The 12,761-nt window shown below is 63.5% G+C and carries 12 protein-coding genes; 1 reads left to right on the top strand and 11 read right to left on the bottom strand.

The window, feature by feature from the left end; genetic code table 11:
• Positions 1-119: 119 nt before the first annotated feature.
• From KCX59_RS09280 to KCX59_RS09320, 9 genes are all read right to left on the bottom strand, one after another.
• The gene (locus KCX59_RS09280; protein ID WP_179017348.1) at positions 120-2,264 is read right to left on the bottom strand and encodes a 3-hydroxyacyl-CoA dehydrogenase NAD-binding domain-containing protein; all 2,145 of its coding nucleotides are present in this window, start codon (positions 2,262-2,264) and stop codon (positions 120-122) included.
• The gene (locus KCX59_RS09285) at positions 2,261-3,532 is read right to left on the bottom strand and encodes a thiolase family protein (protein ID WP_179017347.1); all 1,272 of its coding nucleotides are present in this window, start codon (positions 3,530-3,532) and stop codon (positions 2,261-2,263) included. The genes KCX59_RS09280 and KCX59_RS09285 overlap by 4 nt, the downstream gene beginning before the upstream one ends.
• 196 nt (positions 3,533-3,728) lie before the next feature.
• Positions 3,729-5,090: an HRDC domain-containing protein gene (locus tag KCX59_RS09290; protein ID WP_178995498.1), complete on the bottom strand. Its 1,362-nt coding sequence runs from the start codon at positions 5,088-5,090 to the stop codon at positions 3,729-3,731.
• 80 nt (positions 5,091-5,170) lie between these two features.
• The gene (locus KCX59_RS09295; RefSeq protein ID WP_091466756.1) at positions 5,171-5,830 is read right to left on the bottom strand and encodes a DUF3000 domain-containing protein; all 660 of its coding nucleotides are present in this window, start codon (positions 5,828-5,830) and stop codon (positions 5,171-5,173) included.
• Between the two features lie 67 nt (positions 5,831-5,897).
• Positions 5,898-7,004 (bottom strand): threonine aldolase family protein, encoded by a 1,107-nt coding sequence (locus KCX59_RS09300; RefSeq protein WP_370629184.1) that lies wholly within the window; start codon positions 7,002-7,004, stop codon positions 5,898-5,900.
• 29 nt (positions 7,005-7,033) lie between these two features.
• On the bottom strand, positions 7,034-7,771 hold the full coding sequence (locus tag KCX59_RS09305; RefSeq protein ID WP_179017346.1) for an SDR family oxidoreductase: 738 nt from the start codon (positions 7,769-7,771) through the stop codon (positions 7,034-7,036).
• Positions 7,771-9,138: a DUF6421 family protein gene (locus tag KCX59_RS09310; protein ID WP_179017345.1), complete on the bottom strand. Its 1,368-nt coding sequence runs from the start codon at positions 9,136-9,138 to the stop codon at positions 7,771-7,773. Before KCX59_RS09310 ends, KCX59_RS09305 begins: the two co-directional genes overlap by 1 nt.
• A gap of 208 nt (positions 9,139-9,346) precedes the next feature.
• Positions 9,347-9,787, bottom strand: coding sequence for a peptide-methionine (R)-S-oxide reductase MsrB (gene msrB, locus KCX59_RS09315; protein WP_179017344.1), 441 nt, complete (start codon positions 9,785-9,787; stop codon positions 9,347-9,349).
• A gap of 14 nt (positions 9,788-9,801) precedes the next feature.
• Positions 9,802-10,293, bottom strand: a complete 492-nt coding sequence (locus tag KCX59_RS09320; protein WP_091467649.1) for a hypothetical protein — start codon at positions 10,291-10,293, stop codon at positions 9,802-9,804.
• Positions 10,294-10,429: 136 nt separating this feature from the next.
• Between KCX59_RS09320 and KCX59_RS09325 the strand changes: the two genes are divergently transcribed.
• Positions 10,430-11,698 carry an alpha/beta hydrolase family protein gene (locus KCX59_RS09325; protein WP_091466760.1) on the top strand — a complete coding sequence of 423 codons (1,269 nt, stop codon included), beginning with the start codon at positions 10,430-10,432 and terminating at the stop codon, positions 11,696-11,698.
• Between the two features lie 37 nt (positions 11,699-11,735).
• Here KCX59_RS09325 and ybaK read toward each other — a convergent pair whose 3' ends face one another.
• Positions 11,736-12,242: a Cys-tRNA(Pro) deacylase gene (gene ybaK / locus KCX59_RS09330; RefSeq protein WP_178995488.1), complete on the bottom strand. Its 507-nt coding sequence runs from the start codon at positions 12,240-12,242 to the stop codon at positions 11,736-11,738.
• Positions 12,243-12,275: 33 nt separating this feature from the next.
• Positions 12,276-12,737, bottom strand: coding sequence for a SufE family protein (locus tag KCX59_RS09335; protein WP_178995486.1), 462 nt, complete (start codon positions 12,735-12,737; stop codon positions 12,276-12,278).
• Positions 12,738-12,761: the final 24 nt, after the last annotated feature.

A 12,761-nucleotide genomic window follows, 5' to 3' on the forward strand; every position in this document is an offset into this window, starting at 1 on the left:
TCACATAACTGCCCTTAAACCGGAACGCTCTCCCACCAAGGTGAGAGAGCGTTCCGGTTTAAGCGGCGGATATGAGAGAGCGTTCCGGTTTAGGCCGCGGGATCTGAGAGAGGGATGGGTTAGGCAGGCGCTGATGCAACGCCAGGGGCGAGGAACCGCTTGCCGTTGACACGCTCCGATGCGCCCACCCGGTCCAGGTACGGCGTAATGCCGCCCAGGAACATCGGCCACCCTGCGCCCATGATGACGCAAAGGTCGATGTCTTCGGGTCCGGCCACGACACCTTCTTCGAGCATCAGTCCTATCTCCTCGGCCAGGGCATCCTGGGTGCGCCGGAGGACTTGTTCGCCAGTGGACGGGGTGTTGCCGAAGGACATGATGGCCAGCGTCTCCGCCGGGATGACGGGAGTTCCGTCAGGCCCGGGGACCCAGAGGCTCTTCACTCCGTTGTCGATGAGTTTCTGCAGGTTTTGCGAGACCGGGAACCGGTCGCCGAACGCGGCGTGCAGGGACTCCTGGACATGCTGGGCGACCGGCAGGCCAACCATTGCACTCAAGGTGAACGGCGACATTGGCAGCCCCATGGGACGCAGCGCGCTGTCTGCCACCTCCGCCGGGGTTCCTTCGTCGAACGCCGCGATAACCTCGCCCATGAGGCGAAGCAGGATGCGGTTGACCACGAAGGCGGCGGCATCTTTGACCAGGACGGCAGTCTTCTTGAGTCCCTTGGCGAGCTCGAACGCGGTGGCTAGGACGGCGTCGTCGGTCTTTGGTGCCCGAACGATCTCCAACAACGGCATGACAGCCACCGGGTTGAAGAAGTGGAAGCCCACCAGGCGTTCGGGGTGCTTCAAATCTTCGGCCATGGCAGTGACGGACAGTGAGGACGTGTTCGTGGCCAGAATGCACTCGGGAGAAACGATCGCTTCCACCTCGGCGAAGACCTGCTTCTTGATGTGCAGTTCTTCGAAGACGGCTTCGATGACGAAGTCGGCATCGGCGAAGGCTTCCTTGGAGACGGAACCCGTAATGAGCGCTTTGGTCCTGTTGGCGGCGTCCTGCTTGATCCGCTTCTTGGCAAGCATCTTGTCGACTTCGGCGTGGACATAGGCGACGCCCTTGTCCACCCGTGCCTGATCGATATCGGTCATGACCACCGGGACTTTCAGCTGCCGGGCGAACAACAATGCCAGCTGGCTTGCCATGAGCCCTGCACCCACAACGCCGATCTTGGTGACGGGGCGGGCAAGCTTGCGATCGGGGGCGCCCGCGGGACGCTTGGAGCGCTTTTGGACGAGGTCCAGGAACGCGTACACGGTGGAGCGGAACTCGTCGGTTTGCATGAGCCCGGCGAGGGTCTCGCACTCGAGTTCAGCCGACTCGGCTTGGGTCATGGTGCGGTTGGCCTCCATGACATCCAGGACCTTGCCCGGGGCAGGGGAGGCGTTGGAGGTCTTGGACTCCACGAAAGCCCGACCTGCGGCTACCGCAGCTGCCCAACGGGCGGTGACTGCGTCATCGGTGGCATCAACGGAGTTCTTCCGCTCAGGCGTCACCTCGCCGGAAATGACCTGGGCCGCCCACGCGAGCGACTGCTCCACAAAGTCGGCAGGTTCGAACATGGCATCGGCCACGCCGAGTTCGAACGCCTGGGGTCCGGTCAGCGTGCGGTTGTTGCTGAGGGGATTCTCGATCATCACCTTGACGGCATTCTCGGGACCGATGAGGCGGGGCAGGATGTAGACGCCACCCCAACCCGGTACGAGGCCGATGAACGCCTCAGGCAAGGCCAGCGCGCCGGCACCCGTGGAGACGGTCCGATACGTGGACTGCAGGGCGATCTCCAGCCCGCCGCCCAAGGCCAGGCCATTGATGAAGGCGAAGCTCGGAACACCCAGGTTGGCGAGCGTGCTGTAGACGGCGTGGCCAAGCTGCGCCATCCAGAGCCCGTGCTCGCGTTCCTTGAGTGTTTTTACGGCCGACAGGTCGGCCCCGGCCACCAGGAAGTACGGCTTTCCGGTGACGCCGACGCCGACGATTTCTCCCCGCGAGGCCCGCTCCTTGAGCTTCTCCAAAACCCCGCCGAGTTCAACGAGCGTATTGGGCCCCAGTGTGGTGGGCTTGGAGTGGTCAAGGCCATTATCCAAGGTGATCAGCGCGAAGGTCCCGGCGCCCCCCGGCAGCTTGATGTCCTGCACATAGGAGTGCGTGACAACCTCATCAGGGAAAAGTGCGGCGAGCTTCTGGAATTCGGCGGCGCTCATGCGGCGGCTCCTTCGGTGGTGGCTGCTGTGGCCTGGTCAGCGGTGAACGATTCGTAGGCTGCATGGTGCGGGTTTTCCCAGATCACCGTGGCGCCCATGCCCAGTCCAATACACATGGTGGTAATGCCGTAGCGGACAGAGTGGTCTTCCTCGAACTGTCGCGCGAGCTGGTTCATCAGGCGGACGCCCGAGGAAGCAAGGGGGTGTCCGACGGCGATCGCACCGCCATAGCGGTTGACCCGGGGATCGTCATCGGCGATGCCGAAGTGGTCCAGGAAGCTGAGGACCTGGACGGCGAAGGCCTCGTTGATTTCGAAGAGTCCGATGTCCTCGATACCCAGTCCCGCGTTTTTCAGGGCCTTTTCCGTGGCGGGAACCGGTCCGATTCCCATGACCTCGGGTTCGACGCCGGCGAAAGCGTAGGAGACCAAGCGCATCTTGACTGAGAGGCCAAGTTCTTCAGCAGCTTCGGCCGAAGCGAGAACCGCGGCTGTGGCGCCGTCGTTCAATCCTGCAGCGTTGCCGGCGGTGACGCGACCATGGGCGCGGAACGGTGTCCGCAATTCGGCCAGGTCGGCAACAGTGGTGCCGGGCCGCGGCGGCTCGTCCGCGGTGTGCAGTGCCCAGCCCTGGCCGGGCTTCATGGTCGCTACGGGAACCAGGTCATGCTGGATTTGTTCGTTGGAGTAAGCTGCGGCGAGCTTGGCCTGGGAGGCCGCTGCATAGGTGTCCGTGCGGTCCTTGGTGATCGCGGGGAAGCGGTCGTGCAGGTTCTCTGCCGTGTTGCCCATGTTCAGGGCCGCGGGGTCCACCAGTCTTTCGGACATGAACCGCGGATTGGGATCGGCGCCTGCACCCATGGGGTGGTTGCCCATGTGCTCCACGCCGCCTGCAATGACGACGTCGTAGGCACCGAAACCGATGCCGCTCGCCGTCGTCGTTACTGCAGTCATGGCACCAGCGCACATGCGGTCGATGGCGAAGCCGGGTACCGTGCGGGGGAGCCCGGCCAACAGCGCCGCTGTGCGGCCGATGGTGAGGCCTTGATCCCCGGTCTGGGTGGTGGCAGCGATGGCAACTTCGTCGATCCGGTCCGCGGGCAGTGAGGGATTCCGGCGCATCAGTTCGCGGATGCACTTCACCACGAGGTCATCGGCGCGGGTGCCCGCATATATGCCTTTTTCGCCGGCCTTTCCGAAGGGGGTGCGCACACCGTCCACGAAGACGACGTCGCGGACGTTCCTCTGAGCACTGCGTGATGGACTCATGTAATAACTCCTCGTTGAGACATGGCGCCGAATCCCGCGTCGCGGGTGCTTCGGCTGGCATTGGGTCCAATGTTACTCGTGGGTAACTTAGCTTGCAAGGCCCGCGACCCAGGCGTTACCCACCTGTCCCCGGGGACGCGAAAGGCCTGCCCCACGAACCTCAGTTCGGGTGACAGGCCTCAGGGCGGGCGGGAGCTCAGCCGGCATTACCGGAAGGTAGCGCGTCCTTGGACGCTTGGACTTCCTTCCCCTTGGACTCCTTGCCGGGAAGCGGAGCCGGGTTCAAGCACGCTTCGGTGAGTATCGGGGCGGCGAAGGAGATTTGCCACTCACGCGCACCCAGGGACCGCAACTCTGCAGCGACGGACTCCAGGGAAACATCAGCCGGAGGGCGCCAGGCAATTCTTCGCAAATAATCCGGAGTCAGCAGGTTCTCCACTGGCAGCTTCAGCTCATCTGCCTTCGCCTGCAGGGCCGGCCTGGCGGTGGCAAGCCGTGCTGCGGCCTCGGGATCCCTGTCCGCCCAGACCCGTGGCGGAGGCGGGGCGTTGGTGGGTAAGTGCAGGGGTGGCAGATCCGTGAGTGTCCGGGCGTTGGTGATGCAGCGGAGCCAGCGCGGGGCTTCCCTCTGGGCGGACCGGCCGTGGAATCCCTTGGTGGCCAGGAGCTGCGGCACGGTGGTGGGCATGGCTTTGGCTGCAGCCACCAGCGCCGAATCAGGGATGAGCCGGCCGGGAGCTACGTCCCGTTTGCGAGCCAGTTGGTCCCGCTCAAGCCACAGCTCACGTACAGCTGCCAATTGGCGGCGGTCGCGTATCTGGTGGAGTCCGGAGGTCTTCCGCCAGGGATCCACGCGCGGGGCGGAAAGGCCTGCCGCGAGGATGCCTGCAAACTCCTGTTCGGCGTATTCAAGCTTGCCGTCAGCCTCCAGTAACTCGATGAGTTCCTCGCGGAGTTCTGCGAGGACTTCGACGTCGAGCGCTGCGTAACGCAGCCAGGGTTCCGGCAGGGGGCGTGTGGACCAGTCGGCAGCGGAGTGTTCTTTCGCGAGGCCGAATCCGAGGAGTTGTTCAATGACGGCCGCAAGACCCACGCGGGGGAGTCCCGCGAGGCGGGCGGCAAGTTCGGTATCGAAGAGCTTGTCCGGCCACATGCCGAGCTCCGAAAGGCAAGGGAGGTCCTGTGACGCCGCGTGAAGGATCCATTCGACGCCGCGGAGGGCGTCATTGATGATGTCCAGGTTCTCGAATGGTTCGGGATCGATCAGCCAGGTTCCGGCGCCCTCGCGGCGGATCTGTACCAGGAAAGCCCGCTGCCCGTAGCGGAAGCCGGAAGCGCGTTCTGCGTCCACTCCGGCAGGTCCTGTTCCGGCGGCGATTGCGGTTGCGCACCGCTCCAGCCCGGACGGGGTGTCGATGACCAGGGGTACGCCTTCGCGAGGAGTATCGAGATCGATGATTTCAGGGACGTGGCTATCGAAGCCGTCTACCTTGATGTGGGTGGTGGGATCAGCAACCGGATCGCCGGCCGTGGTGTTTTCCGGATTTTCAGGGGTCATGGTGGGTTAAGCTTACCGATTCCGGCCGCAGCGGGGTGTTTCAGGTCCTTTGCGGGTACCCGCCGACGCGTTTCTCACACTCAATTGAGTCTCCTGTTGGGTAGTCCGGTGACCCCTGGCGGCAGGGGCGGCAGGCCCGCGAAGGTGCATACCATGTCGGACCAGGCTTCGAGGTGGGCTTGTACATCCTGGCTGGCCGGTGTCCAGGACGCCCGGAGCTCGATGTCTATGGTGTCCGGCCGTTCGGCCAGGGTGCCGAAGCTTTCGGACAGGATCCTGGTGGCAGTGCCGCCGGCAGCGCGATAGGGCGCGGCGCGGTTCTCCAGGGCGTCAACGAGCCAGGTCCAGGCAACAGAGCCGAGCATGGAGTCGTTCCCCATCTCTGCGTCCATTTGAGCCCGAATGTAAGTGACGATTCGGAACTCTCCCTCCCAGACAGCAGAACCGTCGGGGTCATAGAGGAGGATGAAGCGGCCAGTGGCCAGTTCGTCGTCCTCTTCGCTGGAGGAACTGCTGCCTTGGTTTGCGGCGAAGGCCTTGGCGGCCGGTCCATGGACGGGAACTTGGCGGGTTGCCGCAGTGGGGCTGAAAACTTCGGCGCCCAGGGCGACTGCGTAGGGAGCCAGGCGGGCAGGAGCGGGGATCTCGTCAAGCCGCAGTTCGCTGCGGCATTGTGCTTTTCGTAGCGATCCCAAGGCGGAGAGAAATTCCGAGGGAACCTGTGCGAGGGCGTTCACCATCGCAGATTATGCGGCCGGGGCAGCGAATCTGTGCAGGCTCGCCGCCCCGGGTTGCACGTGTTATGCGTTAGGCCAGTTCGCGCTTAATTGCTGCCACGAAAGCGTCAATGTCTTCCTCCGTGGTATCGAACGAACACATCCACCGAACTTCGCGGCGGGCGGCATCCCAGTCGTAGAAGGCGAAGGATTCTCGCAGCTTGTCTGCCACGCCTTCGGGCAGGATGGCGAAGACGCCGTTGGACTGCGTTGCCTGTGTTGGCTCCACGCCGTCGAGTCCTTCTACTGCCGTTCGCAGGCGGGCGGCCATGGCGTTGGCGTGGGCGGCGGAACGCAGCCAGAGGCCATCTTCCAGCAGGGCAATGAACTGGGCCGAGATGAAGCGCATCTTCGATGCCAATTGCATGTTCATCTTGCGCAGGAACTTCAGGCCGTCAGCCGCCTCCGGGTTCAGGGCCACCACGACTTCACCAAAAAGTAGTCCATTCTTGGTGCCGCCAAAGGACAGGATGTCCACGCCGGCGTCGCGGGTGAATGCGCGGAGGGGAACGTCCAGGTGCGCTGCGGCGTTCGCAAGCCGGGCGCCATCCATGTGCAGCTTCATGCCTTTGACGTGAGCGTGGTCGGCGATGGCCCGCACTTCTTGCGGCGTGTAGCAGGTGCCGAGCTCAGTGGTTTGGGTAATGGACACCACCAGCGGCTGGGCGCGGTGCTCGTCGCCCCAGCCCCAGGCTTCACGGTCAATCAGCTCGGGCGTGAGCTTGCCGTCTTCGGTGGGCACTTGCAGGAGCTTGATCCCGCCCACCCGTTCCGGTGCACCGTTCTCGTCCATGTTGATGTGTGCTGTGGAGGCGCAAATCACCGCGCCCCACCGGGGAAGGAGGGACTGCAGGGCAAGGACGTTGGCGCCGGTTCCGTTGAAGACCGGGAAGGTCTCGATGCCCGGGCCGAATTGTTGCTCCAGGACCTCCTGCAGCCGTGCCGTGTAGACGTCCTCGCCGTAGGACACCTGATGCCCGCCGTTGGCGGTTGCCAGTGCTGAGAGGATCTCCGGATGTACGCCGGAGTAGTTGTCGGATGCGAACCCACGAACCGCAGGGTTATGCAGTTGACCCGCGCCGGGGGTTTCATTGGCGCTGTGGATTGCCTCTGTTGTGCTCGTCACTTGTTCATTCACGCTTTCAAGTCTATTTGGCCGGCAGGATTCTATGGGGCCAGCAGGATGCGCTGGCCGTTGAGGGTGGCGGCGGGTTGTTCAAAGAGTCCGACGGCGGCAGCCGCCAGTTCTTCAACGTCCGTGAAGCCGGGGAATCGCCTTTCCGGATGGGCTTCCCGCATGGCTGGATCCACGAGGGCTTTGACCACGAAAATTACTGCCGCGCTGTGCTGCCCGGTGGGGGCTTCCGCGTTTCCGGCTGTTCCGGATTGCGCCCGCCGGAAACCATCCGCTACCGCCAAGGTCCAAGCTTCTGCAGCTGCTTTTGCCGCCGCGTAGCTGGCCGCTGCAGCTGTTGGAGCAGCGGCGGTGGTTGACGACACCATGGCAAAACGGCCGTGCGGGGATGCTTCAATCTGGCCGTAGAAGACCCGGGAGACGTTGCGGAGTGTGGTCACAGCGCTCCGTTCCATCGAGTCCCAGTCCTCATCCGTTTGGTCTTCGATGCCTTTGGCGCCCCGCCAGCCGCCCACCAAGTGGATCACGCCGTCGATGCCCTCGATCCCGAGGTCACGGAAGCTGGCCGCAAGTTCGCGTACGGAATCCAGGCTGGAGAGATCGGAAACCAGGGGAGTTGCCCCATTGCCGGCCTCAGCTGCGGCCGCTTTGATCCGGGCATCGTCCGAACCCACGGTGAGCACCCTGTGACCGGCGGCCCCCAACGCACGCGCCACGGCGATGCCCGATGCGCTGCTTCCGCCGGTCACAAGGATAGTCAGTGTGGTCATCAGGCCGCCGTCGAGCCAGTAATTCCGGTGGTGGACTCGATGACAGGGCGCATCTTCTTCTCCAGTGCTTCGTAGAACATGGACAGGGGGAACTCGTCATCCAGCACCTGGTCCGTGAGGCCGCGGGGCGGACCGTCCAAGGGCAGCGCGTCCGGGCCCTTGGCCCATACCGACGCCGGGTGGGGAGTCACGGTGCTCGAAATGAGCTCGTACGCTGCCAGCCAGTGGGCAGCCTTCGGGCGGTCGATCGAGCGCCAGTAGAGCTCCTCGATTTTGGCACCGAGTTCCACTACAACCGAGGCAGCTTCGTCCCAGTCGATGGAGAGCTTGCTGTCCGTCCAGTGGAGCACGTGGTGCTGGTGCATCCATGCGAACAGGAGCTGGCCGCCCAGGCCGTCGTAGTTACGGACGCGGCTGCCCGTGATGGCGAAACGGAAAATCCGGTCGAAGATCACTGCATACTGGACGAGCTTTGCATGTTTGCGGGCATCGGGGTCGGCTTCTTCGTCTTTTTCAATGCGTACGGACTCACGGAACGCGGTCAGATCGCAGCGCAGCTCCTCCAGCGAGTAAAGGAAAAACGGCATCCGCTGCTTGATCATGAACGGATCGAAGGGAAGGTCCCCGCGCATGTGGGTGCGGTCGTGGATCAGGTCCCACATGACAAAGGTTCGCTGTGTCAGTTCCTGGTCCTCGATGAGCCGCGCTGCATCCTCGGGGAGTTCCAGCGACGTGGTGGCCGCAGCTGCCTTGAGGACGCGGCGGAAACGAGCGGCCTCGCGGTCGGCGAAGATGGCGCCCCAAGTAAAGGTAGGGGTCTCGCGGACGGCCACCGTCTCGGGGAAGAGTACAGCCGAGTTGGTGTCGTACCCGGGAGTGAAATCCACGAAGCGGATGGGGACGAAGAGCTTGTTGGAGTACTCGCCGGCCTCCAGTCCGCCAATGAACTCCGGCCAGATAACCTCGATCAGGACGGCTTCGACCAACCTGTTGGTGCTGCCGTTCTGCGTGTACATGGGGAAAACCACCAGGTGCTGGAGGCCGTCAATGCGCTGCTCCTGGGGCTGGAACGACTGGAGGGAGTCCAGGAAGTCCGGCACCCCGAAGCCGCCCTCGACCCATCGGCCGAAGTCTTCCACCAGGAGTTCCAGGTACCGGGCATCGTGGGGGAAGTGCGGTGCCAAGGCTGCGATGGCGTCAGTCAGTGTGGCAACGAGGCTCGCCGCCTCGGAGTGGGCTGCGGAATCGGCAATGGAGCCGTCCTGCTCCTGGAGTGCCTGCAGAGCTGTGGCTGCAGCCTTCAGGGTCATCCATTCGGCGTTGTCGGCGGTGACACGCGGCAGGATAGTGGTGGTGATAGTGGTCATGGAGCCCGGCCCTTTCGAAGTGGTGTTTGCTTCTGGGCCGAGCGTAGCAAGCAAAAAGCGTTGCTAATCCAAGAATGGCTTGAGCATAAGAAAGTCTTGGCCATCGGGTGCGTGAAGGCGAGTTGAGATTCAGTCCCGCCATATGGAGCCCCCAAAAAACGCTGAGTTCCCGGACGGGCCGGCAAAGCGCCAGCCCGTCCGGAACTGCCTAGCTCTCTTCCGGCGCCACCAAGCGAAGCGACACGGAATTAATGCAGAACCGCTGGTCCGTGGGCGTGCCATAGCCCTCGCCCTCGAAAACGTGCCCCAGATGAGAGTCACAGTTGGCGCACCGGACTTCAACACGATCCATGCCCATGGTGCGGTCATGGAGATACCGGACCGTACCTTCGGCCAAGGGTGCCCAGAACGACGGCCAACCACAGTGGGAATCAAATTTCTCCCGGCTGGTGAACAACCGGCTGCCACAAGCGCGACACTGGTACTCCCCTTCCGTGTGGGTGTCCCAGTACTCGCCCGTGTATGGCCGCTCGGTTCCCGCCTGCCGAAGAACGCGGTATTCCTCGGGCGTCAGCTCCTCCCGCCACTGGGCATCGCTCTTTTCCACGGGCACAGAAGTTGTCTTGCTGGTGTTGTCAGGAGTGTTCATGTCTAATGCAACGCTCACGAGTCGCCGATAAATCCCGAACCCGCGTACAGGTGGAGGACCGGAAGACCCAGCTGATCCTGTGCCTTATTGGCCCAGTCAGTGTGGAACGTGTCCGAAATGGCATGGGGCCGGGTAATGACAACCGCCTGCGCGGCGTCCACCGCACGGACCTTCGCCACCAAGCCTGCCACGGCGCCGCCGTCGACGACCTCTCCGGTGACGCCACCGCCCAACCCGGCCAATGCCGCCAGCGATGCAGCCAGCGTCTCAGAGGCCTCCGCACGCTCAGCCTCAGGGTCGGGATGCTGTGCAGTGAGCTCCCGGAACGCCTTGGCGATATCAAGCAGCGACAGGTTTTCCAAGAAGTCGACCAGAAGATGTCGCTCTGTGTTTGAGGGGACCAGGACAATAAGGGGCGCATCACCGCCGTCGAGCAATTTGGCGATATTAACGCGGTCGTCGGGGCCGAGGGGCTCTTCAGTCAGGATGACGATGGGATCACTCATGGCTACAGCGTAGTCCCGGCGAACCGCTGTCCGCAGATTTTTGGGACTCTGATTCACGCGCCAGGATTCGCGGCCCGATGCGCCGCGCGGTCCAAGCCTGCCCCAAGCACCGCCGCTGAGCAGCAACAATGGAACCATGGCATCGACTACCCCGCCAGCGAGCGACGCTGCAGACAAGAAACTCTCCCTCCGCACCAAATGGGCCATCGCAGGATTCCTGGCCGGCGGTACCGTAGCCGGTCTGGTAGGCGCGGGATCCTCGGCGCTCGCCGTGTATTTTGCCCGCCGTGTCATCACGCCCGCGGCCCGGCACGAGGACCAGGAAGTACTTGCCGTAATCCGCGGTGACAAGGGACCTCAGGTCATTCTTGCGGCCACCCCTGATACCACCATCGACGGCGTCTTCAGCCTCTTCTTCTCCGGTGGCCAAGGACATGCCAGGATCGGCCGGATTGTGTCCTATTCGCCCGCCGAGCAAACCGTGCTGCGTGAGGTCGAGGAAGTTTACAGTGGCAACCTCCCGGAGGCGCGCCGTGCTTGGTGGAGCGGTGCAACGTACCCGGACCCGGCGGCGATCGGCCTTGCGGCCGAGGACGTGGACATAGAGATCGACGGCGGGAAAGCACCTGCCTGGCTGATCCGGGCCGAAGCTTCGGCCGCGGCGCCAGTCTGCGCAATCATGGTCCACGGCCGCGGAGCCACGCGCCTGGAAGGCCTTCGTGCCGTCCGCACTGCACGGGAACTCGGTATGGACAGCCTGTTGATTTCCTACCGTAATGACGGACTTGCCCCCGCCGCGCCGGATGGACGATACGGCCTCGGTTCCACGGAATGGCGGGACGTTGAGGCCGCGATCGAATACGCACTGGATCAGGGTGCGCAGGAAATAGTTTTGTTTGGCTGGTCCATGGGCGGAGCGATCAGCCTGCAAACAGCGGACCTGTCCAAGCACCGCCACCTCATCCGCGCGTTGGTACTGGATGCCCCGGTCATCAATTGGGTTAATGTCATGGCCCACCACGCCGAGATGAACAGGATCCCCTACAACGTGGGCAGGTATGGACAGATGATGCTGAGCCATCCCTTGGGGCGCAGGCTGACCGGACTATCTGCGCCTGTGGACCTGAAAGCAATGGACTGGGAAGCGCGGGCAGTCGAGCTGCGGACCCCCACCTTGCTGATCCACAGCGTGGACGACGACTACGTGCCCTTCGGGCCTTCCGCGAGCCTTGCGGAGAAGAACCCCGAGATGGTCACCTTTGAGCCGTTCGACGGCGCCCGGCACACCAAAGAGTGGAACGTGGACCCCGAACGCTGGGAGCGCCTGGTCCGCGCCTGGCTCCAGAGGCAACTGGCTCCCCGAAACAATCCCGGGCAGACGGGCGCCACCGGGCAGCCTGGCTGAGGAACCCCGGAGTTGCGGGTGGCCAGGCGGCTTCGGTTTAGCCCTTGATGCTCGAGGCAGTGCCGATGGGAGCCGTGATGGCCTTGGTAAGCCGGATGAGATCGGCCGGAGCCAGCTCAATGTCCAGTCCACGGCGGCCTCCGGACACAAGGAGGGTAGCCAAGTCCAAGGCAGACTCGTCAAGGACTGTGGGGGAGGCCTGCCGCTGTCCCAGCGGTGATATGCCTCCCAGCACATATCCGGTGCGCCGTTCGGCGGCCTTGGGATCGGCCATTGCTGCCTTCTTGGCTCCGAGGGCTGCTGCGACGGACTTTAGGTCGAGGTTCCCGGACACCGGAACGATGGCCACTGCCAGGCGGCCTTCAACCTCCACCATGAGGGTCTTGAAAACCCGTTCAGGCTCAATGCCCAGGACTTCCGAGGCCTCCATGCCGTAGCTGGCCGCCGACGGATCGTGCGCATAGGGGTGCAACACGAAGGGAACGCCGGCCGCTGCAAGTGCTGCAGTAGCCGGCGTTCCCTGCGAAGCCATCTTCTTGGCCATACCTGTGGTTGTGCCCTTCAGTTTTCCAGCGAGTCAGTTTTCCAGCCGGCTGGCGGCTGCGACTTTCCGCTTGATACGCCCCAGCATGGCGGTCATTCCCCGCATTCGCAGGGGAGTGATGGCCCGGGTGAGGCCCAGCAACTCCGGCATATCGTCGGGCACGGCAAGGATTTCCTCTGCAGTCAATCCATCCAGGCCCTCGTGCAGGACCCCTGCGAAGCCGCGGGTTGTGGGCGCCTCCTGAGGAGCTTTGAAGAAGAGCCGGTAGGCGCGGGCGCCGCCGTCGGGATTTTTCTCGGACTCAATGGTGAGAAACAACGGTGACTGGCACTCCACAACCTGTTCCAGCAGTTCAGGGTGGTCCTTCAAGCGCTCCGGAAGCTCCGGCAGGCCCCTCGAGAATTCGAGCAGGAGTTGCAGGCGGTCAGGCTCCGTCAGTGCCTGGAAGTCATCAACGATTTCCGCCAGGGCGGTGGGCAAAGTGTTCGTACTCATCACTTCCAGCTTACGCACAACAGC

The organism is Paenarthrobacter nitroguajacolicus, assembly GCF_051027655.1.
Taxonomy (GTDB): Bacteria; Actinomycetota; Actinomycetes; order Actinomycetales; family Micrococcaceae; genus Arthrobacter; species Arthrobacter nitroguajacolicus.